Annotated in this window: 17 protein-coding genes and 1 pseudogene; 11 read left to right on the plus strand and 7 right to left on the minus strand. The window is 60.3% G+C overall.

All coding sequences use genetic code 11. From position 1 onward, the window contains the following. Window positions 1–195: 195 nt before the first annotated feature. Window positions 196–813 (minus strand): 3-hydroxyanthranilate 3,4-dioxygenase, encoded by a 618-nt coding sequence (gene nbaC / locus JQ609_RS25455; RefSeq protein WP_212275567.1) that lies wholly within the window; start codon window positions 811–813, stop codon window positions 196–198. A gap of 393 nt (window positions 814–1,206) precedes the next feature. Here nbaC and JQ609_RS25460 point away from each other — a divergent pair, with 393 nt between their 5' ends. After that, on the plus strand, window positions 1,207–2,541 hold the full coding sequence (locus JQ609_RS25460; RefSeq protein ID WP_212275569.1) for a (Fe-S)-binding protein: 1,335 nt from the start codon (window positions 1,207–1,209) through the stop codon (window positions 2,539–2,541). Window positions 2,542–2,781: 240 nt separating this feature from the next. On the opposite strand, the gene JQ609_RS25465 is transcribed toward JQ609_RS25460, so the two are convergent. Continuing rightward, window positions 2,782–3,225 carry a cupin domain-containing protein gene (locus JQ609_RS25465; protein ID WP_212275571.1) on the minus strand — a complete coding sequence of 148 codons (444 nt, stop codon included), beginning with the start codon at window positions 3,223–3,225 and terminating at the stop codon, window positions 2,782–2,784. On the opposite strand from JQ609_RS25465, the gene JQ609_RS25470 reads away from it, so the two are divergent. From JQ609_RS25470 to JQ609_RS25480, 3 genes and pseudogenes are all read left to right on the plus strand, one after another. After that, window positions 3,218–4,867 (plus strand): winged helix-turn-helix domain-containing tetratricopeptide repeat protein, encoded by a 1,650-nt coding sequence (locus JQ609_RS25470; protein ID WP_212275573.1) that lies wholly within the window; start codon window positions 3,218–3,220, stop codon window positions 4,865–4,867. The genes JQ609_RS25465 and JQ609_RS25470 overlap by 8 nt on opposite strands. Before the next feature lie 78 nt (window positions 4,868–4,945). Then, window positions 4,946–6,089, plus strand: a pseudogene (locus JQ609_RS25475) (IS30 family transposase). A 1,915-nt stretch (window positions 6,090–8,004) separates the two neighbouring features. After that, window positions 8,005–11,109: a helicase-related protein gene (locus tag JQ609_RS25480; RefSeq protein WP_212275641.1), complete on the plus strand. Its 3,105-nt coding sequence runs from the start codon at window positions 8,005–8,007 to the stop codon at window positions 11,107–11,109. A gap of 38 nt (window positions 11,110–11,147) precedes the next feature. Here the strand turns inward: JQ609_RS25480 and JQ609_RS25485 are convergent, their stop codons facing one another. After that, complete coding sequence (locus tag JQ609_RS25485; RefSeq protein ID WP_212275575.1) at window positions 11,148–11,615, minus strand: hypothetical protein; 468 nt, start codon at window positions 11,613–11,615, stop codon at window positions 11,148–11,150. 271 nt (window positions 11,616–11,886) lie between these two features. After that, window positions 11,887–12,480 (minus strand): TetR/AcrR family transcriptional regulator, encoded by a 594-nt coding sequence (locus JQ609_RS25490; RefSeq protein WP_212275577.1) that lies wholly within the window; start codon window positions 12,478–12,480, stop codon window positions 11,887–11,889. Window positions 12,481–12,648: 168 nt separating this feature from the next. Here JQ609_RS25490 and JQ609_RS25495 point away from each other — a divergent pair, with 168 nt between their 5' ends. From JQ609_RS25495 to JQ609_RS25505, 3 genes are all read left to right on the plus strand, one after another. After that, window positions 12,649–13,482 (plus strand): oxidoreductase, encoded by an 834-nt coding sequence (locus tag JQ609_RS25495; RefSeq protein ID WP_212275642.1) that lies wholly within the window; start codon window positions 12,649–12,651, stop codon window positions 13,480–13,482. 60 nt (window positions 13,483–13,542) lie between these two features. Next, window positions 13,543–13,839: a YciI family protein gene (locus JQ609_RS25500; protein WP_212275578.1), complete on the plus strand. Its 297-nt coding sequence runs from the start codon at window positions 13,543–13,545 to the stop codon at window positions 13,837–13,839. A 79-nt stretch (window positions 13,840–13,918) separates the two neighbouring features. Then, on the plus strand, window positions 13,919–14,692 hold the full coding sequence (locus tag JQ609_RS25505) for an SDR family oxidoreductase (protein WP_212275581.1): 774 nt from the start codon (window positions 13,919–13,921) through the stop codon (window positions 14,690–14,692). Between the two features lie 186 nt (window positions 14,693–14,878). Here JQ609_RS25505 and fabF read toward each other — a convergent pair whose 3' ends face one another. The 3 genes from fabF to JQ609_RS25520 are packed head-to-tail and all read right to left on the minus strand — an operon-like array spanning window position 14,879 to window position 17,961. Beyond that, window positions 14,879–16,141 (minus strand): beta-ketoacyl-ACP synthase II, encoded by a 1,263-nt coding sequence (gene fabF, locus JQ609_RS25510; RefSeq protein WP_212275584.1) that lies wholly within the window; start codon window positions 16,139–16,141, stop codon window positions 14,879–14,881. A 43-nt stretch (window positions 16,142–16,184) separates the two neighbouring features. Then, window positions 16,185–17,345 carry an iron-containing alcohol dehydrogenase gene (locus JQ609_RS25515; protein WP_212275586.1) on the minus strand — a complete coding sequence of 387 codons (1,161 nt, stop codon included), beginning with the start codon at window positions 17,343–17,345 and terminating at the stop codon, window positions 16,185–16,187. A gap of 37 nt (window positions 17,346–17,382) precedes the next feature. Then, on the minus strand, window positions 17,383–17,961 hold the full coding sequence (locus JQ609_RS25520) for a TetR/AcrR family transcriptional regulator (protein WP_192735085.1): 579 nt from the start codon (window positions 17,959–17,961) through the stop codon (window positions 17,383–17,385). A gap of 85 nt (window positions 17,962–18,046) precedes the next feature. Here JQ609_RS25520 and JQ609_RS25525 point away from each other — a divergent pair, with 85 nt between their 5' ends. The 4 genes from JQ609_RS25525 (at window position 18,047) to JQ609_RS25540 (ending at window position 24,468) form a co-directional block, all read left to right on the plus strand. After that, on the plus strand, window positions 18,047–19,138 hold the full coding sequence (locus JQ609_RS25525; RefSeq protein WP_212275589.1) for an efflux RND transporter periplasmic adaptor subunit: 1,092 nt from the start codon (window positions 18,047–18,049) through the stop codon (window positions 19,136–19,138). Between the two features lie 40 nt (window positions 19,139–19,178). Continuing rightward, window positions 19,179–19,637, plus strand: a complete 459-nt coding sequence (locus tag JQ609_RS25530; RefSeq protein ID WP_212209033.1) for a nuclear transport factor 2 family protein — start codon at window positions 19,179–19,181, stop codon at window positions 19,635–19,637. 111 nt (window positions 19,638–19,748) lie between these two features. Further along, window positions 19,749–22,859 carry an efflux RND transporter permease subunit gene (locus JQ609_RS25535; protein WP_212275643.1) on the plus strand — a complete coding sequence of 1,037 codons (3,111 nt, stop codon included), beginning with the start codon at window positions 19,749–19,751 and terminating at the stop codon, window positions 22,857–22,859. 409 nt (window positions 22,860–23,268) lie between these two features. Continuing rightward, window positions 23,269–24,468, plus strand: coding sequence for an ABC transporter substrate-binding protein (locus JQ609_RS25540; protein WP_212209034.1), 1,200 nt, complete (start codon window positions 23,269–23,271; stop codon window positions 24,466–24,468). Window positions 24,469–24,500 lie beyond the last annotated feature (32 nt).

Raw genomic sequence — 24,500 nt, forward strand, 5'->3', positions numbered from 1 at the left:
TCTGCCATGGCCGCAGTCCGACAAGCGAGACGTCGCTGTAAACGTCTGCTCGCGAGCTTGTGTCTGCTTGGAATTTCACATCATAAGCCAAAGCCAACCAGGGCATTGGGCGATGTTGGCATTTCAGTCCTCAGCGACGATCTTGCACGAGCCATCTCCGATCCGCATAGGATCGGATGTCGATCTTCATCAGCATTACGGCTCGCGCTCGATCCTCACGACCGGCTCGAACGTGATCCGCTTGATCGGCTTGGGTTTCGTCACCCGCGTCCCACAACTCTTACACATGCTGCGATCCGGGTCGGCCCAGAAGTCTTCCATCGCCCGCCTGAAATGGACAACGATGTCCTTGCAGTCGAACTCTATATCCTCGACTAGCGCATGGCAGTTGTCGCAGTAGAACTGAAGGTGCTCGGTTTCGCCCGGCGGACGCCTTCGTTCCACCACGAGGCCCAGCGTGTTCGGCGGGCGCGTCGGGCTGTGCGGGACGTTGCTCGGGATGAAGAACGTCTCGCCCTCGCGCACGGGAGTGTCCTTGATCCGCCCGTCCTCGACGATGCGCACGATAATGTCGCCCTGGAGCTGATGGAAGAATTCCTCGCTGTTGCTCTGGTGAAAGTCATTGCGCGCGTTGGGACCGTTGATGAGCATCACGAAGAAGTCCTCGCCGTCGTAGAGATATTTGTTGCTGACGGGCGGGACCATCTCGTGGCGGTGCTGCTCGACCCATTTCTTCAAATTGATCGACGGCAGCGTACGCGCTGGGGCGGATGTGGTGGTCTTGTCGTCTTTCGGAGAATAGGCGATCGCCATGTTCAGTTCTCCTCAGTTCTAACCGATGCTATCACGAGACCGGATGGGAATCGAACCCACCTGGGGCCCGCTGACGACGGCTCTCAACTAAGTCAAAGGCGCTGTCTCATTGCAGGCCATCTAGCTCCACTAACCGAAGCTGGTTGAAATTGCCTCGCGACGGCAAAAGCAGCGCCCGTTAGTTCACAGACACTAGGCATGCTATGCACTTCTGCTTCTGGCACTTTTCGGACCTGACGGGCTTGGCTGACAATGTCCGTTATTGAGGGCACAGCGGACCTCCCGATTGAGCATCCGGACTTCTCGGCTTGACCCAGGCCGGACAATTACGGTTTGAACGCCAAGTGTCGGCCCGCGTTGCTACTGGGCGCCATGTGAGGTATGTATTCGGACATGCAGAGCACCAGTTTCGAGGACGCGCTGTCCGCGCGCGTCGACGATATGCTCGACGCCTGCACCAGGTGCGGCGCTTGCTTTGCTGCGTGCCCGATCACTGAACCGGCAGGCCTCGCGGCGTCGGACCCGTCCGCAACGGTGACGGGCGTGCTCGACATTCTGAGGCTCGGTGCGGGAACGGCCGAGGCCGAGAAATGGGCCAAGGCCTGCACGCTGAGTGGCGAGTGCATCAAGGTGTGCGATTATGGTGTCAACCCGCGCTTCCTTCTCGCGATGGCGCGGGTCGCGCTCACGCGCAAGGGCAGCGAGCCGCCCGCGCGGCGCAAGCGCGGCGTCGACGCCTTCAGGAAGATGAGCCAGGACGTGAGCGTGCTTTCGCAGCTTCAGCTCTCGGAGGAGGCCTTGATCCGGCTCGGTCAACGACCGTCCAGGCAGCCGCCGCGCGTCGAATTGCCGGACCTCGTATTCTATACTGGCTGCAACGTGCTGAGGACCCCGCACCTGGCGCTGCTTTGCCTCGATATCATGGATGTTCTTGGCATCGACTATCAGGTCATGGGTGGACCGTCCCACTGCTGTGGCATCCTGCAGCTACGCGCCGGCGATACCGACACCTCGTCACGTTTTGCCTGCAACACCATTTCCAAACTTGCACAGTCGAAGACCGGCGAAGTGCTGTCGTGGTGCCCAAGCTGCTTCGTGCAATTCTCCGAGAACATGCTGCCGACCTTCGAACGTACAACCGGAGAAAAGCCATTTGACATGACGCCGTTCATGCGATTTCTGCATCGCAATCTCGATACGTTGCGGCCGTTTCTGAAGAACCGGGTCGAGCTTGACGTCGCGCTGCATCGGCATCCAGGGGTGGCTGGCGTTGCCGAGGCGGCAGAAGAGTTGTTACGGGCAGTCCCCGGCGTCACTATCGTCAAGCTCGACGTTCCGGCGGTCGGTCTGCAAAGCAACAGCCTTGCATCGTTGCCCACGTACCAGAGAGAGCTGCACCTGAAAGAGCTGGAGCTGGCCGCGAAAGCCGGCGTCGACGCCCTGATATCGGTTTACCATACCGACCATCGCGAGCTGTGCGCGCATGAACGCGATTGGCCGTTCAGGATTCTCAATGTCCTCGACATTGTCGGTACCTGCATGGGGCTGCACCAAGACGACCACTACAAAACGATGAAGATCAAGCAGGACGTCGACGCGATCATTGGTGACGCCTCGGATCTCATCAAGCGGCACGGCGTCAATCTCGACACCGCACGCGCTGTGATTGTTAATGGCATGCTTGGAGATCAGCCGCTGCCCCTGCGCGATACCCGACAGCGACCTTGAGCTACTTCGTGGTTGGTGCGCAGATTAACCGAGCAATCCAAGAGTAACGCAGTAAACGAAGCCTGCATGACGTGCTCACTGCGCGTTGGGCAGATGTCGGCTAATGGGGCACCTTTGAGACATACTCACCTATCCAGCGAATGTCCGTTCACCGGGGTAGATCGGAAGATGCGGTGGTCCGGCCGAACCGACGCGATTGACTCTTAGCTGACCTAGTGGGCCACGAGGTCGCTTGCGGAATTATGGCACCCGTGCGTCCATCTCAGGGTGCAACACCATGCTCTCGCGCGCGGTCGCTTCATTCCGCGAACCGACGAAGATAGCAGGCGTTGCGCCGCGATTGATCGCGACGTGCAGCACGTTCGCCGGAATGTAGACGAAGTCCCCCGGCTGGACCGTATCGCAGTGCTCAAGCTCATCTCCGGTCCAAAGCTCCAGAATGTCTCCGCTCATCATGTACAGCGCGGTTTCGTGGTGCTCGTGCACATGCGCTCTCGTGCGGCCGCCGGACGGCAGCGCCATCAGGCCGAGCCAGACTACCTCTGATCCGGTGGTTTCGGCGCTGACGCCAGCCCGGTAATCCGAACCCTGCGGGACACGGTGCTCCGGCCCGGCCTTCACAACAATCCCGCGACGGCTGGTTGTGGCGGCTGATTTCACCTTAGTTGCGCTCGAATTGCTCATCGTTCTCTCCAAGGGTGTGTCGATGACGGGAGAATGTGGTCCGGCTGCGCAAATGTCTCAAAATGCGCTCCGAAAAGTTCCGAATTTTTGCGAATGGTGGCTACTCAGCGTACTTTCGTGGGGCTACGCTCGTCTGATGCAGCGGCTTGCCTTCGGCCCGTTTGTCTTCGATCCCGCGCGCGGCGTACTGCTGCGTGACGGACGACCGATGGCGGTCAACCAGAAGGGCGTTCGCCTGCTTGCCGCGCTGCTGCGAGCGCCCGGCGAGGCCGTCTCAAAGGCCGCTTTGATGGATACGGCGTGGCCCGGGACCACCGTCGAGGAAAGCAACTTGTCAGTTCAGATCGCTGCGCTGCGCAAGCTTCTCGGCGCGGCCCACGATGGCGGCGAATGGATCGCGACGGTCCCGCGAGTTGGTTACCGCTTCGCTGGCGCGATGTTGGGCGCGGAAATGCCGACTGAGAGCGCCGATGTCTTAGATGTGCGGCCGCTGATCGCGGTGCTGCCGTTCGGCATCGTCAGCGAGGAACCAGGCAAAGAATACCTCGCCGACGGCATCACTGATGACATAATCACCGCGCTCGCGCGTTATCGCTGGTTTCGCGTTGTTGTCCGCAGCTCGGCCTTCGCTCTCCGAGACAAGGCCGTAGATCAGCTCGGCGCGCGCTATGCTTTGCACGGCAACGTGCGCTATTCCGGCGAGCGACTGCGGATCTCGGCGCAACTGATCGATACGAGCGATGGCGCGCATCTGTGGGCCGAACGCTATAATCTCGTGATGGCCGATGTGTTCGCCATTCAAGACGAAATTGCCGAGCGCGTGGTCGCGGCAATCGAGCCTGAGCTTCTCAAGAGCGAGTCGCGGCTGGCGATCGTGCGTCATACCGGCAATATGACGGCGTGGGACTTGGTAAGACAGGGTATGTGGCATTTTCACAAGGTGACCTGTGAAGGGCATCGCGCCGCGCGCGACCTGTTCCGTCGCGCCTGTACAGCCGATCCGGACCTCTCGGAGGCGCATTCCTGGCTCGGCCGGGTCAGCGCCGGCATCATCGCGTACGGGTGGAGCGATGATGTTGCCGCCGACGGGCGGGAGGGGATGCAGGCCGCTACCCGCGCGGTCGCGCTCGACCCGCGCGATCCTTATGCGCACTACTCTTTCGCCATCGTTAGCTGCTACGCCGGCTCCGCCAACACCGGCGCGCTCGCGGCGCAGAGCGCGATTGAACTCAATCCGAGCTTCGCGCTCGGCCATCTCGTGCTTGGAATGGCACGGCTATTCGATGGCGATGCAGGTCGCGCGATGGCTTCTTTTCGGCACGGGCTCACGCTCAATCCTAATGACCCGCAGAACGTGGCGTGGCACATCTTGCTGGCCTACGCCGAACTTCTCAGCGATATGCCGGATAAGGCGCTGGAAAGCGCGAACCGGGCGCTGGCCTTGCGTCCCGTGTTTGGTCCGACATTCGAATTGCTGTGCTGCTGCACAATGGCGCTTGGGCGGCGCGATGACGCCCGCCGATGGGCCGAACGCGCGGAAGAGGTTCATGGCCCAGAAGGTCGCTTCGTTGCGCCAATTAGAGCCAGTCAACTTGGGTACGACAAACGCATCGCTGATCTACTACGGATTGCAACCGCGTGAACCAATATGCCCGACTTTGGCAGCGAGTTCAATTGGTCAGCGCAACACTCTAATCTTTATCAAAGATGGAGTGTGGACATGAACCAGCGACGTCGCATTTATTACTCGGCCGCTCAGCGGTCCGAGATCTGGGATCGCTGGCAAGCCGGCGAGCCCATGAGTTCGATCGGGCGCGGGTTGACCAGGAGTCCTCGCCAGTCTTCTCTGTGATCTCGCCAACGGGTGGTATCCGCCCTCCAGATCGGTGCCGAGCCAAAGATAAGCTCAGCCTTTCTGAACGAGAGGAGATATCTCGATGGCTCAGCATGCGCTGCTCGTTGCGGTCGATCGCGCGCCATTTGGGACGATCTGCGTCAACCATCAGCCGTGAAGTCCAGCGCAATGGCGGAACGGATCGCTATCGGGCTGCCGGGTCCGATCAGGCCGCCTGGGATCGGGCGCGGCGTCCAAAGCTTTGTAAGCTGGCTTGCCGTCCGTTCCTGAGGCGGACAGTATCGACCCTGCTGCGGCGGCAATGGTCACCGGAGCAGATTGCCGGCTGGCTAAAACGCATATATCCGGTGGAGCCTCAAAAGCAGGTGTCGCACGAGACGATCTATCGCAGCCTGTTCATCAGGCGCGCGGCGTGCTGAAGAAGGAGATTCTTGAGCACCTGAGGGCGAGGCGCACGGTCCGCCGATCCAGGCACGCAAGCATCAAAGCGGAACGGGCTCGGCCAGATTAAGAACGCCGTATCCATCAGCGAACGACCGCCGTCGGTCGAAGATCGTGCGGTCCCCGGTCATTGGGAAGGCGATCTGATCGGTGGGTCGAGGAATAGCTATATTGCAACGCTTGTCGAGCGCCATTCGCGCTACGTGATGCTGGTCAAAGTTGCCAAAGCGTCGTCTCGGCACTGATCAAGCAATCGCAGCGATTGCCCGGCGAGCTTTACCGGTCGCTGACCTGGGACAGGGGCAGGGAGCTTGCCGACCATCGCCTGACATTGGCCACCGAGGTAGAGGTCTATTTTTGTGACCCTCGGTCTCCCTGGCAGCGCGGCTCAAACGAAAATACCAACAGATTGTTGCGCCAGTATCTTCCGAGGGGCACCGATCTGTCCTTGCACAGCCAGGCCCAGCTCAGTGCCATCGCGAGGCAGCTCAACGAAAGGCCGAGAAAGACCTTGCTCTGTCAGACGCCGGCTGAGAAGTTCGCAGAATGTGTTGCAGCGATCGGTTGAACTCGCCGCACTTAGCGGACGTCGCGTCGGCGCTGGTCGATGTCCGCTATCGGGGGGCAAAGGGGACATCTGCGTCCTCCAGCCAAGCATAGGAACGCCGCCCATGCGATATGCCACTAAGGGCTTCTCTCGCCGGTCTGGCCGGTGCAGGCGGTTCAGATGGTCACTAGATACAGGTTAGCGGCAGCCAGTTCATTCGAGCCCGCAATGTTCGGTCGCCGCGCGGGCGTCCTACGGTTTCCCTGTTATGTTCGCGACGATACCTGTTCGCCAAATAAAATTCCCTGTTAGTTGCGCAGGGAATTGGCCCGAAAGACGCTGTGCTGCAGCGTTTTCTGGCCAGCGGCTGGGTCTCCGAGCCGCCAGAATCGCCAAATTCCCTGTAAAATTCCCTGTTTGCAGGGAATTTGCCCGGAGACGGGTGCGATCAACACTGCGTCGCCAGCCACGCATTCCGGCCCCCTAAGAGACTTCCCTAAAGACCCGAGAATGGGCCGGAAATCCCGAATTTTCCGGCATTCGACTTTGTCTCCGGACTCCGGATATCTGAGTTTCGGGGGCGGAGTCGCGAAAGTCTCCGGCCTCTCCCGCGAAAATTCCCGTCTTACGGAGACTATCGGCAGAGACGGGTTCGATCAGGACTGCCGCCCGACCTTGGCAGTCCGTGTCGGCTCGATCTCCGGTCGCGGCGCGACGGAATCGGCAATCCTTCACCCAGACTGCTGCGCGATCCTGATACTTTGTTTCGGCCAGATCATCGGCTTAAACTATTCACAATCAGGAATCTCTGGCTCTCGGACTGCCGCGCGACGATCTGGAGGATTCGATCCCTCTCGTTCCGCCTGCCGACCAAAGTCAGCCTACTTACGGCCGCCGTCCTACATTTTTCTCCCCAGAGAGGTCTCATCGCGTCGACAAGCCTCAGAGATCAAACTATGGGACTGACAGGTCACCTACCTTAGCTTACGGCAGTGGCACTCGGGCCGAGGAGTCGAGATATGCGTCACCTGTAAGTATTAGCGATGAGATTACGGGCAAGCATGTTCTGACCTGAAGCCTCGTACCTCTTTGGCTCAGCGTAGGGGATTGCTACACTAGACCGATGCTGCGCGGATTCGACCTTCATCTCAAAGCAAGCGATGGGACTTAATCACTCCTCGTGAAAGCACGTCGATGGAGTGCTTGCTTCGCGCAATCGTACTAGTCTCCAATCCGGCTTGCTTGAAAGCGTCACTATTACGAACCACATACTTTCAGTGTTCACGCCAGCCTCAAATCGGATGCTGATTTGGGAGGGTGGAGTCGCCTTTATTACCGCGATAGGTACGCCGTATGATTGAAGATTGGTAATTATTCTTTTTGCGTGAATTAGGAACTCACTTAACCGCGCGGTTTGCGGAGGCAGTTCGCCGAGCTTGCCAATCCATCCGCCGTTGTAAAGTCCAAGTCGAATCTTCGGCCAATGTGATTGGTCGAAGACTTTTGTCAGATGATCAGCCATCGAACCGCCTCGGCCGGAGGCTACGCCGACGACCACGCCCCCTCTAGAAGCCGTATTAGATTTTCTACGATTTTCGGTGAGGGTAGCCGATCGTTGTCATTTGAGCTGCTCAGAGTTCCGTCATAGTCAAAAACAATGGAACGAAACTTTTGTGTCTCGAATGCCAATTCAGTATCTTCTAGCGCTCGTCTTATTTTCCCGCTGCTGCGCGATGAGCGCCGCCGTCCAGGGGAGCGTACAAAGTGGATAACTTGTATTTGCCGGCGATTTGCGGCACCTGAGTTGTCGAATGATGATGGAAGTTTCGTGAAGAAAACCAGGAAGGTCAGCGCCCGCGGCGTGACCAGGAAAAGCGCCACCAGGACAGGCAGACAATCCGCGGGCTCCGCGATCTCGACGGCCTCGCCCCTCGGCATGTTGGCGCTCCATCTTCGCGAGCAGTGGACAAAGTCCGGTCGTGATGGGCTGGTGTTTCTCGCTGAAGACGAGAACAGGGCCGAGCGGCTCGGCGGTATCGTCCATGCACTCGATCCATCGCTCGATGTTCTCGTATTCCCCAGATTGAATACGTTGCCCTTCGATGGGCTGGAACCGTCGCGCGAGATCGCCGGCAGGCGGAGTTCGGTGTTGCGCCGCCTTGCCAGAAGCAAGAAGCCGATCCTGCTCGTCTCGACAGCAGAGGCGATCATGGAGCGGCTGCCTTTGCCGGCGAGTTGGTCGCGCATCAGCCTAAGCCTCAAGGTGCAAGCGCCGTATGACGAGCAGGATCTCGAGGGACGCATTGAGGAATTGGGCTACGATCTCGACGAAGAGGCAGAATATCCGGGCACCGCGCTCTTTCACGGCAAGACATTCGAGATTTTCCCGGCCGGTGCTCTCGGGCCGTACCGGATCGAGCATTCCGGCGGTGCGATCCGCAGAATTGTTGCCGTCGACCCGAATGAGCATGACGTCATATCCGATTTCAAGGAACTGATTATCGATCCGATGTCGGAACGCCTCGCGCTGGGCGGTAGCCGGGCGCTGCGGGCTACCTTCCCGGACTATTGCGATCGGGCACGATGGATCGTTGATGCAAAAGTACCTGTTCACGCTGACAGCTGGCTGAGTACGATCGAGGAGGCAGCTGGCCGCAGGGATTCGGAACGCGAGTATCTGGGGCGAGGGGATTGGAAGAAGCTGAAGAAGCGCATGAGTGTGCTTCCTGCTAAAAAGGCGTTTGTGGCCACGCCCGACTTCTCGAAAGTCGCGGCGCCGAGGAAAGCTCTTCGCGCGTTCGTGGCCAATGCGGAACGCGCCGGATCTCGTTTGCTCTTCGTCGCCGCAGTCGAAGACGATCTGCGCGCGATGGAGCGCATGAGTGGGGTCAGGGCGGAGCGTTTCGCCAACTGGGACGAGGCGGTGGAGGCCAGAAGACGCGAGGGCGCGCTGTTGGCCGACTTCGACGCGGGCTTTTTCGCTCCCGGGAAAAAGCAGACCTTGGTTGTGACCGCGTCTGACGTGCTCGGTAGCCGTGCCCATCATCCGCAACCGATGGCCAAAGCCTGGACAGCCGCCTTCAATCACCCGGATATTCCCGAGCGCGGCGCGGCCGTCGTTCATCTCCAGCGTGGCTTGGCTTTACTTGATCGTTTGCAGACCATCGACATGGGCAACGGTACAAAGCGCGAGATGATCAGGCTCGAATTCGCCGGCGACGATGCTGCGCTTGTTCCGCCTGCCGATCTCGCCTTGATCTGGCCGTACGCCGTAGAGCCCGGTAAGCTCACGTTAGACAAGGCCGATGGCAGCTCGTGGTGGAACAGACGTGGCGAGGCCGAGCAGGAAATCGAGGCAGCGGCCAAACAGCTTGCGAAACATATCGCCCAACGACGGCGCCGGCGTGCTCCCAAGCTGGTCGCTCCGGGGGCGGCCTATGAAAGATTCGTCGCGCGCTTTCCGTATTTCACGACGGTTGATCAGGCCAAGGCGATCCGGGACGTGCTGGACGATCTGGCGGCCGGTCACCCGATGGACCGGGTGGTCTGCGGTGATGTCGGCTTCGGCAAGACCGAGGTCGCCTTGCGGGCGGCGGCGGCTGTCTCGCTCTCGGGAAAACAGGTCGCTGTTGCGGTTCCGACCACGGTCCTCGCCAGACAGCATGTCGAGACGTTTCGCAAGCGGTTCGGTCCGCTCGGGATAGAAGTGGCGAATCTGTCGCGGTCAGCAACGGCAGCGGAGATAAGAGATACGAAGGAAAAGCTGCGCCGCGGCAAACTGAAGGTCGTTGTCGGCACACAGGCTCTCGCCTCGACCGACGTGAAATTTGCCGACCTCGGCCTCGTCATCATCGACGAGGAGCAGCATTTTGGTGCGGCGGAGAAGGCGAAACTTTCAGGCCTTGCGAAGGGCGTTCATGCCCTTTGGATGAGCGCCACGCCGATACCGCGCACGCTGGCGGCGGGTCTTGCAGGATTCCGGGACCTGAGCATTATTGCAACGCCGCCGGTTCACCGGCTGCCTATCGTCACCCGGGTTGCTCCGCTGTCGGACGCTGCGATCGCCGCGGCTTTGCTTCGTGAGCAGAGACGCCACGGGCAGAGTTTTCTGATTTGCCCCCGTATCCAGGATCTGGAGCCGATGCTGGCAAGGGTGAAGTTGACGGCTCCAGACCTTCGCATCGTATGTCTCCATGGCCGGTTGCCTGCCGAGGATATCGACGATCGAATGATGAGCTTCGTCGACGGTGAAGCGGACGTGCTCCTCGCGACCAATATCGTGGAGAGTGGCCTCGACATCCCCCGGGCGAACACCATCGTCATCTGCTGGCCGGAGAAGTTTGGTCTGTCGCAGCTTCATCAGCTAAGAGGCCGCGTCGGACGGGGCGGCACGCGTGCTTTCGCGTATTTGTTGACCGAGTCGAACTCCGAACAATCCGAGAAGCGTTTGGCCGTGCTGGAAGAGTTCAGCCAACCCGGCGCCGGCTTTGTGATCAGCGAGCGTGATCTGGATCTTCGGGGCGCCGGAGACCTGTTCTCCGAACAGCAGTCTGGCCATCTGCAGGTATTCGGGCCAATGCTCTATAGCCATCTTCTCAAGCGGGCGTCGGAGAAGGGCGCCGACGGTGGCGCCGAACTGTGGGTGCCTGATCTGAACCTGCCGATCGCCGATATGCTGCCCACGGGCTACGTACAGTCGGACGCTGTTCGCCTGGAAATCTACGGCCGTATTGCCAGATGCCGCACCGAGGATGATCTCGACGATTTGGAGGACGAAACCGCACGTCGTTTCGGCCGGCTGCCGCCGGCCGCGCGCGAGTTTTTCGCGGCGGCGAGGCTCAGGCTAGATTGCAAGCGGCGCGGCATTATGAGGCTCGACGTCGGCCCCGAGGGTGTTGCGGCGACCTTCCTCCCTGGTCGGCTTCGCAAGTCGAGAGCGAAGTCACTGGAGCGCGATGGCGATCGCGTGATCTATATCGGCAATGGCAATGCGAAGCCGTTCGACCGAATAAGCGACTTCCTTGAGTTGCTGGACGAGTAGTTGGCTAGAGCCGTTTCCATAGCATTCGATCGACGAATTCAGCCGATCACCTCCCGCTGTACGGCCCAAGGTAACGGCAGCGTTTTGGGAATGTCCTTTAGAGCCATTGTGGCCTCGCCATTCAGGACGCTCATGGTCAATTCTGGCGGCAGGAACGCTAATCGCAGGCCTTGCCGAACCACTTTTGGATTGATGTTGGCCGCCGCAGCAAGGTCTTCAACGCAGGCGTACCGACCCGCGGTTAGGTCTGCCAGCCACGCGTGAGCCCGGGCGACGGACTTCACAAGTTTTTCGTCGGTATGGCCCGGCGCGCGCGTGATGGTGGCAACGCCTTTTGGCTTAGGTGACCAAGGAATGTCGATGGTTCGCTGCTTTCGCTTGATATTTCCCGCATCCACACGGATGCAAGCTGCTGATACCATCACTTTTACGATTTGATCGATCGCTATCCCGCGCTCTTCGGCTGCCGCTTTTCGGACGCCCTGAGTTTGGCACTTTTCGGACATGGCTAATCTGGCGGGCGATGGCCGCTTCTGAGTGAAAAGCAGACATCGTTATTATTCGATTTGCGACTGGCCGCTCATGGCGCAAAGCGGCCGCTCGCAACGAGGCCTGGCCTAATCTACTAGTCTAATTAGTTGCTTCGCAACGGTTCCCAGGGCCAAGCGCAGAGGGGAAGTGATTTCAAAGGGGGCGGTGGATATCCAAGCGAGCGCAATTTCAACGGATGGCCCGAGAAGGTGCGTCGGCGGGTCGGAGGCGGCGCCGATCGGCTCATCAAGCAGTTCGAGCAGATTTCGCATGGCGTTTCACCAGATCATTCGAGACCGTGTCGATGATCTCATCCGATAGTGCGGGATCTGGCACCACGCGGGAGAGGACAACCGATCCGATCATCTCGGCGAGCGCCGCTATCGCCGCGCTCCGCTTCGCTTTTGCACTTCTTCCTGGCACGAGCTTGGTGAGAAGCCCGATATAGTTGATGACGATGCTGCCGAAGCATTCCCGCAGCGCCGGATCGTCGTGACGTGCCGCGTCGGCAGCCATTGCTGCAAGGCCGCACCCTTGCCCCGGATCATCGCGGTGGTAGTCCGACACGTAATGACGCACGAGGGTCTCCAGCGGATCATCGCTCGCTGCGATACGGCCCGCGATATCCTCGCTCATATCATCGTAGGCCCGCTTGACCGCCTGAACGATGAGGTCGTCCTTTGACTTGAACTGCCGGTAGAAGCCTCCGGGAGTGAGCCCGGCAGCCCTCGTCAAGTCGACAAGCCCGATACCGTCGATCCCACGTTCCCGGAACAGCCTTGCGGCGGTCGCGATCACCCGCTCGCGATTCTGCTCGACCGTTTCCTTGCTGACTTTCACGAGCCCGTTCCTTCCGATGGCGACGGCCGAGGCATAACGCCGGCATGACCTCTTTCAGCGGGGCCCGGACTGTCGTCCAAGAGGCCCTTGACAATGATTATATACATAATCATAAATAAGCGATGATTACGAACATAATCATTGGCGGCGCTGACAAGGGAATTCGAAATGGCACATGCACAATCGCGCGCAGCGGGAGAAAAGGTCGCCCTGATCACGGGCGCTTCGGGGGGCATCGGGCTTGCGGCCGGACTTGCCCTGATCCGCGCGGGATATCGGGTGTTCGGCACCAGCCGTCAGGCCGCGCCCGACGAGGTGCGACAGGCCATTCATATGCTTCGCTGCGATGTCACTGATGATGAGTCCGTCAAGCAACTGATCAAGGACGTCGTTGGGCTTGCAGGCCGGATCGACGTGCTCGTGAACAATGCCGGCCGCAGCTTGATCGGCGCCGCCGAGGAATCGTCTCTCAATCAAGCCCAGAGCCTGTTCGACATCAACGTCTTCGGCATCCTTCGCACTACCGCTGAAGTGCTGCCCATCATGCGCAAGCAGGGCCAGGGCCGGATCATCAACATCAGTTCGGTGGCCGGCTTCCTGCCCGGACCATATACAGCGCTCTACAACGCCACCAAGCACGCCGTCGAAGGCTATTCCGAATCGCTCGATCACGAACTGCGAACATTCGGCATTCGTGTCTCGCTGGTCGAGCCAGTCTTCACCCGCACCGCGCTGGAAGAGAACGGCGACAAGCCCGATCGGATCATAAACGTCTACGACAAAGGACGCACGGCCATGAACGCGACCTGGCGCAACGGCATCGCGGCCGGCGATCCCGTGGAAGCCGTGGCGGACAAGGTAGTGCAGGCTGCCACAGAAAAACAGCCGAGCATTCGGTACACGCCCGGAAAAGTGGCGGGCCGTCTCCGCCTGATGCGGCGCTTTGTTCCCGAAAAGACTTTCGAGAAGAGTTTTCGCAAGCAGATGGGCGTGGCTGATTGATCCCTGAAATCGAGAGATCTCCAAGCAAGCAGACATGTCTCTTTCACCGAGGAGCGACCCATGAAGTACTATTTGTGCAAGTACATCCCGCCGCGCGCTGATTTTCTCGCGACCATGACCGCCGACGAGAAAGCATGGATGAAGCAGCACGGCGCGTTCCTGGATGACCTGCTCGAAAAGGGACAGATCGTCGCGCATGGCCCTGTCATGGACCCGAGTGGCGGTTATGGCGTGTCGCTCTATCAGATCGCCGATGACCAAGACATCAAGGCGATCACCTCGGAAGACCCCATCGTGAAGAACGGCGCCGGTCACTATGAGCATCACCCGATGCTTCATCTGAAAACGCGCCGCTGACCGTGCCGCTCCGACGATTTGTCACCACCGATCCCCGGCAGGGCATCCCGATGCTCGAAATTCATTCAGGACAACATCCATGACCATCGCACTCGTTACCGGCGCTTCGAGCGGCATCGGCGCAGTTTACGCACGCCGCCTGGCCGCACGCGGCCACGATCTCGTGCTCGTCGCGCGCGCGACTGACAGGCTCAACGCCCTTGCCACCGAACTGCGCAATGCGCATGGCATTGCGGTCGAAGTCATCAAGGCCGACCTGGTCGACGGCTCCCAACTCGAACCGGTTCTCCGGCGCCTCCGCTCCGACCCGCCCATCGACATCCTTGTCAACAATGCAGGCGCGGCGTTGATCGGAGATTTCGCGACCGCCGATCCAGTCAGGATGGACGATCTGCTACGGCTGAACGTGGTCGCGCCGACGTTGCTCGCGTCCGCCGTCGTCGGCCGCATGGTTGAACGCGGCAAGGGCGCGATCATCAACATCGCGTCGGTGCTGGCTCTGCTCCCCGAATATTCCCGGGGCATCTACCCGGCGACCAAGTCATACCTGATGACGCTGTCGCAAGGCCTTGCCGCCGAAGTCGCGTCGAAGGGCGTCTATGTGCAGGCCGTGCTGCCTGCGGCCACGCGCACCGAGATTTACGAACGAGCTGGTGGCGACGCCAGCAAGGTGCCCAATGTCATGGAGGTTGAAGATCTCGTGGATGCGGCCCTGGTCGGCTTCGATCGCAAGGAATTGGTGACAATTCCGCCGGTGCCCGATGTGGCGGCGTGGGACGCCTTTGAGAAGGCGCGCGGCGTTTTGGCGGCAGGCTTCGGCAACTCCAAGCCCGCCGCGCGTTATCGGGCCTGACGGCGAAGTTGGTCGTCGTCGCCCACTGATTGGCGCGAGCAAATCGGACATTTGCGCGATAAGAGTGGCCATTTCGGAGCGCGCCGCTGGAACACGAGTACTTCCCCCGCTATCCCGGGCCGATCTTGCACGACAACCAGCCTGGACGTGTTATGCGGCATCGGGTTCGGAGCTATCGGTTCTCTTTCATTGCCAACGTCGAAAGATGACGCTGGCGTTGACGCCTCCGAAGCCGAAGCCATTCGAAATCGCATGCTCTATCGTCATGCGCCTGGCCTCATGGGCGACGAGGTCGACGCCTTCCGCGGCCGCGTCACCGTTTTCGAGATTGAGAGTGGGCGGCGCGATCTGGTCGCGTAATGCGAGGATGGTGAAGATCGCTTCCGCTCCTCCGGCTGCGCCGAGCAGATGACCAGTCGCCGATTTGGTGGCGCTCACGGCAATCTCACCGTCGCGACCGAACACGGATTTGATCGCTTCGAGTTCGGAAACGTCGCCAACTGGCGTCGAAGTGGAATGGGCGTTGAGATGCTGGATATCACCGGGCGTGAGGCCGGCCTGTCTCAAGGCGCCTTCAATCGCGCGACGCGCGCCGTCCCCGTCCTCGGGTCCTGACGTGATGTGGTAGGCATCAGCAGTCGTGCCATAGCCGGCGATTTCGGCGATCGGTTGGGCCCCCCGGCGGAGTGCGTGCTCCAGCTCTTCGATGACGAGGATACCGGCACCTTCACCCATGACGAAGCCGTCGCGATCGCGGTCGAAAGGCCTGGACGCACGCGCTGGCGTTTCGTTGAAGCCCGTCGAAAGGGCTCGGGCGGCGGCGAAGCCGCCGAGGCTCACAAGATCGATGCAGGCTTCCGAGCCACCGCAAATCGCGACATCCGCTTCGTCGGTTCGAATGAGGCGTGCGGCATCGCCGATCGCCTGCACGCTCGCGGCGCAAGCGGTAACGGGCGTACCGATGGGACCCTTGAAGCCGTAGCGGATGGAAATATGACCGGCCGCGAGATTTGCGAGAAAGGAGGGCACCGTGAAGGGCGAGAGGCGCCTGATCCCGCGCTGATCGGTCGTGCGAACTGCCTCGACGATTGCCGGAAAGCCTCCGATGCCGGATGCGATCACGGTCGCCGTGCGCTCGAGCGAGTGTGTGTCGGAAGGAGTCCATGCCGCTTGTGCGACGGCCTCGGCTGTGGCGACCAGTGCGAACAGGATGAAGCGATCCATCCTCCGCTGATCCTTGGGAGGAACGACCAGATCCGGATCGAAGCCACCATCCGGATCGTCGGCCTTTGTAGGCACGATTCCAGCGACCCGCGCGGGCAGGACAGCCGCCCATTCGGGAAGGGCGGCCAGCCCTGAACGGGCCGCGAGCAGGCGGGACCATGCCAACTCGCTGCCGCAACCCAGCGGTGATACCAGTCCCAACCCCGTAACGACGACACGACGCATAATCAGTTACCTTCCAATCTTGGCCCATCGTCGCTGATGGCAGCTAAGCTGCCATTCGCAGCAGATCGATGATCTCGGCTTCGTTTTTGAAGGGCCGCGGATTGGCCTGTACGAAGCGATGATTGATTGCAATCTTGCTAATCTGATCGAACTTGCCTTCGCCTATGCCGACATCAGCGAGGCGGCCAGGTAGTCCAAGTGCTCTTGTGAATGCTGCAAAGGCGTCTGCGGCGTCGCCACCCGGGGCGCCAAGTGCCGTCGCCAAACGCTTCTGCGCCTCCTCGGTGAAGGGTTTGTTGTAGCGCAGAAGGCTCGGCATGATGACAGGTGTGCAGTAGTAGTGGGGAACCTCGAAGGTGCCGCCAAGCACATGGCCAATGCCGTGGCTTGCTCCCATCGGAACGCGTGCCTGGAGGCCATAAGACGCCAGCCATGAGCCGTATTGAGATTGTCGACGCGCCTCCAGATCATCAGGTTGCTGCAAGGTCCGGAGCATTCCCTCGCGCAGAATGCGGATACCTGCCAAGACGACTTCGTCAGCTAACGGGGTGCCGGCCGGTGAGCACAGCGCTTCGATACCGTGATCCATCGAGCGAGTTCCCGATCCCATCCAAAGGTTCGATGGCGTTTGAAGGGTGAGGGCAGGGTCGAGGATAATCGCCAGTGGCATCATTTGGGGATGGAAGAATATCTGCTTCAACTTATGGCGCTCGTCCGTGACGAGTGCTGCTGCATTGTATTCGCCGCCATTCAGCGTGGACGGTATTGCGATCTGTCGGACTGTGGGCGAAAGGAACGGAGAGATGTTTACGCCCGGGCCCATGGGAAATGGATCGAAACCCGCTTCATCGCGGATATCATGTTCCATCGCCATGATGACTATCTTGGCGAGATCGATAGCAGAACCTCCCCCGACAGCCACGATTAGATCAGCTTCTGCGTCATTAGCTTGACGGGCCACCTCGGCAGCTTGCTTGCGCGTCGTATGCTGCGCAATTCCATCAAAGGTCGCCACATGTTTGTCGCCAAGAGCACGACGAATCTTCTCGATCTCATCGGTCTTGGTGTTCAAGGTTCGACTGACGATGAGGAAGATGCGCTTGGCATCCAGTCGCACCGCCTCGTCGTTCAAAGCGTCCGCCGCAGCTTTGCCATAAACGACACGATCGATTGCTGGAAAGGTGTGGATCCCGGATTTGCGCATTTCGTGTCCTCCATGAATTTACAGGATTAACTAGCTCTCAAGCGGCCGCGGTTTCGCGAACCTGTTTGGCCGCCGCCTTCAGAAGGGCCTGAGCCAGATCGGGGTCGTTGACGACGCGCGATAGCATCAGCGCACCGACCATCGTCGAGAGAATGGCCATCGCTTTGCCCTTGGGCTTCTCGCCGCTGGTTTCGGCAATCATTCGGCTGAGGATTTCGAGATGGTCTTTGATCCCGGTTTCGAATGACGCTTTCACGTCGCTGCCCTGTCTGGCGGCATCTGAGCCGAGCGCCACGATCGGGCAGCCGTCCATCTTTTCATCGCGATGGTCGGCGCTGAGGTAGAACGCAACCACTGCGCCGAGTGGATCCTTGGGTTTCGCCGCGGTCGCGGCCGACCATCGGAGAGTGGCGCTCTCCAACGCCCGCTTGGACGCCTGAGCCGCCAAGTCCTCCTTTGACGCGAACTGCTTGTAAAAGGCGCCTTGGGTCAGCCCGGCACCCTTCATCAGATCCTTGAGGCCGATGCCGTCAAAGCCGCACTCCCGAAAAAGGCGACTTGCGACATTGATTACAGTTTCGCGGTTTTCCGCGGCCTGGATGCGACTCACGCGCATTGCAAATCTCCAATTTTTTAGATTGCATTCGAAATCTATATCAGATATAGAGTTCGAGTGCAATCTATTTTGGTGAGGCTGTGCCATGAAAAAAGGACCCATTATCGTGCTGGGAAGCATCCTGATCGCGGTGTTCGGGGTCGCCGGATTCGTTACGCTTTCCATCCGTACGCACGCAGCCTCTGCCGTGAGCGACCCGAGGCAGGACCCACCGATCGTCAGATTGGTGACGGCAGCACGGGTGACCGGATCCGAACGCGGCTTCACGGGCATCATAGCGGCGAGGGTGCAGAGCAACCTCGGTTTTCGCGTTGCCGGCAAGATCGTGGAACGGCTCGTGAATGCCGGTGAGCAAGTTAAGGCCGGTCAACCGCTGATGCGGATCGACGAAACCGACCTGCGCCTTGCGGTCACGGCGAAGCGCAACGCCGTTGCCGCAGCGCGCGCATCTTTCGTTCAGACCGAAGCGGATGAACAGCGATACGCCAGGTTGGTGAGCAGCGGATGGGCTTCCCGACAGCGCTACGAGCAAGCGAAGGCCGCGTTGGATACCGCCGCGGCCCAACTGGCCACCGCTGAAGCTGATGCGCGCGTCTCCGAGAATGAGGCGACCTACTCGATCCTGGTAGCGGACGCGGCAGTGGTCGATACGCTTGGCGAGCCCGGGCAGGTCGTCTCCGCCGGCCAGACAGTCGTTCGGATCGCGAAGGCCGGCCCCCGCGAAGCGGTGGTTGCGCTTCCCGAAACAATCCGGCCAGCGATCGGCTCCGTGGCGGAGGCCAGCGTGTATGGGGCCGACGGGCGGCGCGATATGGCGCATCTGCGGCAGTTGTCGGATGCCGCCGATGCTCAGACCCGCACCTATGAGGCCCGGTATGTGCTCGACGGTGAGGCTGCGGCAGCCCCTCTTGGCGCGACGGTGACCATTCGACTGGCAAGCCAGGCCAGCCAGCCGGAAGTTCAGGTGCCGCTGGGAGCCGTGCTCGACGACGGCCGGAAGACGGGTGTTTGGGTCCTGGACAGCGCCACATCAACCGTCCGCTTTCAGACCATCAAACTTGTTCGGCTGAGCGGCGAAAGCGCGGTGGTCTCTGGATTGAGTTCTGGTGATCCGATTGTTTCTCTCGGCGCTCACCTCCTGCAGGAGGGCGCTCGCGTTAGGACTGCGTCCAACTGATGAGCTTCAATCTTTCCGCGATCACCGTCGGAGACCAACAATGCTATACGGTTACATTGTCAAGAACGAAATCCGAAAGACCTTCGACCACGTCAACAACCACCGCTGGGATGAAGCGGTGAAAGCAGTCGCGCCGGATGTCCATCACCGCGTTTCCGGCGCCCACGCGCTTGGTGGTGAGCGCAACGACAAGAAAGCCATGCGCCGCTGGTTTGAGCGCCTCGGACGCGTCCTTCCCAATCTCCATCTCACAGTCAACAACATCTGGGTGAAGGGCTGGCCGTGGAATACCACCGTGTTTGTCCAGTGGGACGGCACCGCAACGCTGCCACACGGCAACGCGTCGTACGTCAACCGTGGTCTCCACGTGTTCACCCTGCGGTGGGGTAGGGTCCATGCACTCGAGGAATTTCAGGATTCACAGGAAGCGGCCCGTGGGCTTGCTGCCCAAGCGGCAGCTGGTCTCAAAGAAGCTGTCGCCGAACCCATTGTAAGTTAGCAGAAGCGCAGTCAGAGGCCCGCGCTCTTTGGGTTAGCGCGGTTCACTCGGCGCCCCACCTGCCGCAAGACGGCGAACGTCAGGACGTCGAGGAATAGGAGTCGGCAAATGCTGAATTTCAATCTTTCCGCGATCGCCGTTCGAGAACGGGCCGTAACCCTGTTTTTCATCCTCCTGATGGCGGCCGCAGGCGTCTATGCCTTCTTCATGCTCGGGCGGGCGGAGGACCCCTCCTTCACCATCAAGACGTTGACGGTCACGACGGTATGGCCAGGCGCGACGGCGCGCGAGATGCAGGGCCAGGTCGCCGAACCCTTGGAAAAGCGGCTTCAGGAGCTGACGTGGTACGACCGGGTGGAGACAACCACACGGCCAGGCTACGCGTACATGACGGTTACGCTGAAGGACAGCACACCGCCATCCAGCGTGCAGGAGGAGTTCTACCAGGCCCGCAAGAAGCTTGGGGATGAAGCGCGCAAGCTGCCGTCCGGTGTGCTCGGCCCCTTCGTTAACGACGAATATTCGGACGTGAGCTTCGCCCTTTATGCCCTCAAGGCGAAGGGCATGCCGATGCGGGAACTCGCCAGGCAAGCCGAAACCATTCGCCAGGACCTCCTGCACGTCTCCGGCGTCAAGAAGATCAACATCCTCGGCGAACGTCCCCAACAGATATTCATCGAGTTTTCCTACGCCAAACTGGCAACCCTCGGCGTATCGGCACAGGATATCGTTGCCGCCTTGCAGCGGCAGAACGTCGTCACACCCGCAGGCTCAATTGACACCAAGGGGCCGCAGGTCTTCATCCGGGTCGACGGCGCTTATGACAGCGTCCAGGCGATCGCCGACACCCCCATCGTCGCTGCGGGGCGGACGCTGAAGCTCGCCGACATCGCCGATGTCCGCCGCGGCTACGAGGACCCTCCCACCTACCTTATTCGACACCAAGGTGAGCCCTCCATCATGCTCGCGGCGGTGATGCAGGAGGGCTGGGATGGCCTCGCGCTCGGCAAGGCGCTGGAGCAGAGGTCCGCAGCTATCGCTCGGACGCTGCCACTCGGGATGACTCTAGCCAAGGTCAGCGACCAGGCCGTCAACATCACCTCGGCGGTTGACGAATTCATGATGAAATTCGCGATGGCGCTCGGCGTGGTGCTGCTGGTGTGCCTGCTCAGCCTCGGCTGGCGCGTCGGCATCGTCGTGGCGGCTGCCGTCCCTCTGACGCTTGCCGTCGTGTTTCTCATCATGCTGGAAACCGGCCGGTTCTTCGACCGCATCACGCTCGGCGCCCTGATCCTGGCGCTTGGTCTTCTCGTGGACGACGCCATCATCGCCATCGAGGTGATGGTGGTGAAAATGGAAGAGGGCATGGACCGCATCAAGGCGGCGGCCTATGCGTGGAGCCACACTGCGGCGCCGATGCTGTCCGGTACACTCGTGACGGTCGCCGGATTCCTCCCGGTCGGCTTCGCGCGCTCGACGGCAGGCGAATACGCCGGCAACATCTTTTGGGTCGTGGGGTTCGCCCTCATTGTCTCCTGGATCGTCGCGGTGGTCTTCACGCCCTATCTTGGCGTCAAGATGCTTCCGACGATCAAACCGATCGAAGGCGGTCACCACGCGATCTACGGCACACCGAACTATCGACGCCTGCGAGGGATCATCACCTTCGCCGTGCGCCACAAGTTCGTTACCTGCAGCATCGTCGCTATCGCTTTCGCGCTTTCCGGCGTCGGCATGGGCGCCATCAAACAGCAGTTCTTCCCGACGTCCGACCGCCCCGAGGTGCTGGTGGAGGTTCGTTTACCAGAAGGCACCAGCATTGAGACGACGACCGCCGCAGTCGAAAAGCTCGAGCACTGGCTGGACCACCAGTCGGAGGCTAAGATCGTCACGAGCTATGTCGGTCAGGGCGCTCCCCGGTTCTTCTTCGCGATGGCGCCTGAGCTGCCTGATCCGGCCTTCGCCAAGATCGTCGTGCTTACACCGGACGCGGACGCGCGCGAGGCTTTGAAGCATCGGCTCCGACAGGCGGTGTCAGATGGGCTTGCGCCTGAGGCTCGCGTGCGCGTCACTCAGCTTGTGTTCGGACCCTACACGCCGTTCCCGGTCGAGTTTCGCGTCATGGGGCCTGACCCCGCGCAATTATACGCCATCTCTGACAAAGCTCTCGATGTCATGCGTGGCGTTCCCGATGTGCGGCAAGCGAACCGCGATTGGGGTAATCGCACACCTGTGCTCCGCTTCATCCCGGATCAGGATCGACTGAACCTCATCGGCCTCTCCTCGGCGGAGGTAGGCCGGCAGCTGCAGCTCCTCCTCACTGGCATCGCTGTTACGCAGGTCCGCGAGGACATTCGCAATGTCCCCATCGTGGCACGCAGCGCGGGTGGCGAGCGGCTGGATCCAACGCGTCTGGCGGATTTCTCACTGATGAGCCGGGACGGCCGCCCGATTCCGCTCGACCAGATCGGCCATGCTCAGGTCCGTCTCGAAGAGCCGATTATGAAACGCCGCGATCGCACACCCGTCGTCACGATTCGCTCAGACATCAACGAGGCGACCCAGCCTCCAGAGGTCTCTAAGGAGATCAAGACGGCCCTTGAGCCGCTGATCGCATCCCTTCCGGCCGGATATCGCATCGAATTGGGCGGATCGATCGAAGAGGCGACCAAGGCCAATGACGCGTTGGCGACGGTCTTTCCCGCCATGATCGCCGCCATGCTGATCGTCACCATGCTTCAGGTGCGATCCTTCTCGACGATGGCGATGGTCATGCTGACGGCACCGCTTGGCCTCGTCGGCGTCGTACCGATGCTGCTCACCTTTAATCAGCCCTTCGGATTCAATGCCATTCTGGGCCTGATAGGACTGGCGGGCATCCTGATGCGCAATACCCTCATCCTGACCGAACAAATCAAGGAGAACCGGGCTGCCGGCCTTGATGACTATCACGCGGTCATCGAGGCCACGGTGCAACGTACGAGGCCCGTGATCCTGACCGCACTTGCCGCCGTGCTGGCCTTCATTCCCCTCACGCATTCCGTCTTCTGGGGGTCGATGGCCTATACGCTGATCGGCGGCACGGCGGTCGGCACGGTTCTGATCCTGCTGTTCCTTCCTGCGCTTTATGCCGCGTGGTTTCGGATCAAGCCGACTGCAAATGAGATCCATGAGGGTTCGAGGGAGGAACCGGAATTGCGAACCGCAATGGCTGCCGAGTAGGGCGCTCTTGTCGGAGGAGATACCTTCAAGCTCTCACCCGCGGGGTCGCTTTGATCATATGCAAGCCAGCTGCGCCATCTTACTGCTCACAGGCGATCCTCTAGATCGAGCTGCTTCTTGTCTCCAAACACATCAACATTAGTTTTATTATGGAATTGATAAGCTGGCGCTGGAACAAGCAAACGCGCGCCTTGTATTCAGCGCGCGAGCGCGCGTGGCCCCCACGACCTAATCGCCTTCTAGGGCCGAATTGCTGTGACGGTTGAACTCGTTTCCGCTCGCGCCCGAGGCTCGTCGCTGGCTGGCTGACCGGCGGGCGACAACGGAGATGCTTGACGAGTTCTAAAATAGAACTATAAGATGGCGCGAGCGACTTACCCCGAAGGGTGCGCGCTTGGGAGGATGATCAATGTTGACGAAATGGAAGGCTGTGGCGGCTCTGGCTTTACTGCTGAGCGGGCCTGCATTCGCGGCGGACGAGCCGGGAATCTCTGCTACCGAGATCAAGATCGGCGGCGTCTTCCCCTTCAGCGGACCGGCATCATCGATCGGTCTCGTGGGCAAGGGGGTTATCGCCTATATTCAGTCGGTCAACGATCGCGGCGGCATCAACGGACGCAAGATCAATTACATCGCTTATGACGATGCTTACAGCCCTCCCAAAGCCGTGGAGCATGTCCGCAAACTCGTTGAGAGCGACGAAGTGTCGTTCATGTTCGGCCAACTCGGCACTCCCGGTATCTCGGCTACGGCCAAATACCTGCGGTCGAAAGGAGTGCCCAGTGTCGCAATTATCAGCGGGTCCTCCAAGTTCACGGATGTCGCCAGTCATCCCCTGACCACGACAGGTCTTGTCAGCTATGACACCGAAGGAAAGATCTACGCCAAATATCTGACGAAGACATTGCCAAACGCCAAGTATGCCATCCTCTATCAGAACGACGATCTCGGCAAAGACTATGTCAGCGCCTTCAAGGCGTTTCTCGGAAAGGATTTCGACCGAAAGGTCGTGACCGCTTCCTATGAGGTCACCGAACCGACGGTTGATTCACAGGTGGTCAATCTGAAGAGCTCCGGTGCGGATGCCCTCGTGATCGCCGGCACACCGAAGTTCGCCGCTCAGGCCATCCGGCAGGCGTCGGTGATCGGCTGGAAGGCGACCGTCATCATCAATTTCCCATCCGGCTCTGTCGGAGGCACGCTCGCTCCCGCCGGTCTCGACAAATCGGTCGGCGTGATCGTCGGCACGACCAACAAGGATATCCTGGATCCGACATGGAAGGATGATCCGGGCATGCAGACCTACCGGGCATTTCTGGACAAGTATTTGCCGGGCGTCGATATCACCAATGGCAGTTACCTGACCGGCTACCAGCAAGGCGTCCTGCTCGAGCAGATTCTAAAGCAATGCGGCAATGATCTGTCCCGCAAGAATATTCTCGCGCAGGCCAAGAACCTCAGGGATTTCGTGGTGCCGACTGTGCTGCCTGGCGTCAAGGTCAACACCACCGACACGGTGAACATGATCTGGACACAGATGCGACTGCAGCGATGGACCGGTACTAGTTGGGAAGGCTTCGGGGAAGTGCTGGATGCCAAGTCCGAGTGAATTCACTGGGCGAGGCGACGGGGGCGGCAGTT

The sequence above is a fragment of the Bradyrhizobium sp. AUGA SZCCT0169 genome, from assembly GCF_018130085.1.
GTDB lineage: Bacteria > Pseudomonadota > Alphaproteobacteria > Rhizobiales > Xanthobacteraceae > Bradyrhizobium.

Excerpts from the sequence above, each read along its gene's own strand:
- JQ609_RS25485 (WP_212275575.1), bottom strand. The coding sequence starts at position 11,615 with ATGTCCGAAAAGTGCCAAACTCAGGGCGTCCGAAAAGCGGCAGCCGAA.
- JQ609_RS25530 (WP_212209033.1), top strand. The coding sequence starts at position 19,179 with ATGCTATACGGTTACATTGTCAAGAACGAAATCCGAAAGACCTTCGAC.
- JQ609_RS25480 (WP_212275641.1), top strand. The coding sequence starts at position 8,005 with ATGTTGGCGCTCCATCTTCGCGAGCAGTGGACAAAGTCCGGTCGTGAT.
- JQ609_RS25525 (WP_212275589.1), top strand. The coding sequence starts at position 18,047 with ATGAAAAAAGGACCCATTATCGTGCTGGGAAGCATCCTGATCGCGGTG.
- JQ609_RS25505 (WP_212275581.1), top strand. The coding sequence starts at position 13,919 with ATGACCATCGCACTCGTTACCGGCGCTTCGAGCGGCATCGGCGCAGTT.
- fabF (WP_212275584.1), bottom strand. The coding sequence starts at position 16,141 with ATGCGTCGTGTCGTCGTTACGGGGTTGGGACTGGTATCACCGCTGGGT.
- JQ609_RS25495 (WP_212275642.1), top strand. The coding sequence starts at position 12,649 with ATGGCACATGCACAATCGCGCGCAGCGGGAGAAAAGGTCGCCCTGATC.
- nbaC (WP_212275567.1), bottom strand. The coding sequence starts at position 813 with ATGGCGATCGCCTATTCTCCGAAAGACGACAAGACCACCACATCCGCC.
- JQ609_RS25465 (WP_212275571.1), bottom strand. The coding sequence starts at position 3,225 with ATGAGCAATTCGAGCGCAACTAAGGTGAAATCAGCCGCCACAACCAGC.
- JQ609_RS25460 (WP_212275569.1), top strand. The coding sequence starts at position 1,207 with ATGCAGAGCACCAGTTTCGAGGACGCGCTGTCCGCGCGCGTCGACGAT.
- JQ609_RS25515 (WP_212275586.1), bottom strand. The coding sequence starts at position 17,345 with ATGCGCAAATCCGGGATCCACACCTTTCCAGCAATCGATCGTGTCGTT.
- JQ609_RS25520 (WP_192735085.1), bottom strand. The coding sequence starts at position 17,961 with ATGCGCGTGAGTCGCATCCAGGCCGCGGAAAACCGCGAAACTGTAATC.
- JQ609_RS25500 (WP_212275578.1), top strand. The coding sequence starts at position 13,543 with ATGAAGTACTATTTGTGCAAGTACATCCCGCCGCGCGCTGATTTTCTC.
- JQ609_RS25540 (WP_212209034.1), top strand. The coding sequence starts at position 23,269 with ATGTTGACGAAATGGAAGGCTGTGGCGGCTCTGGCTTTACTGCTGAGC.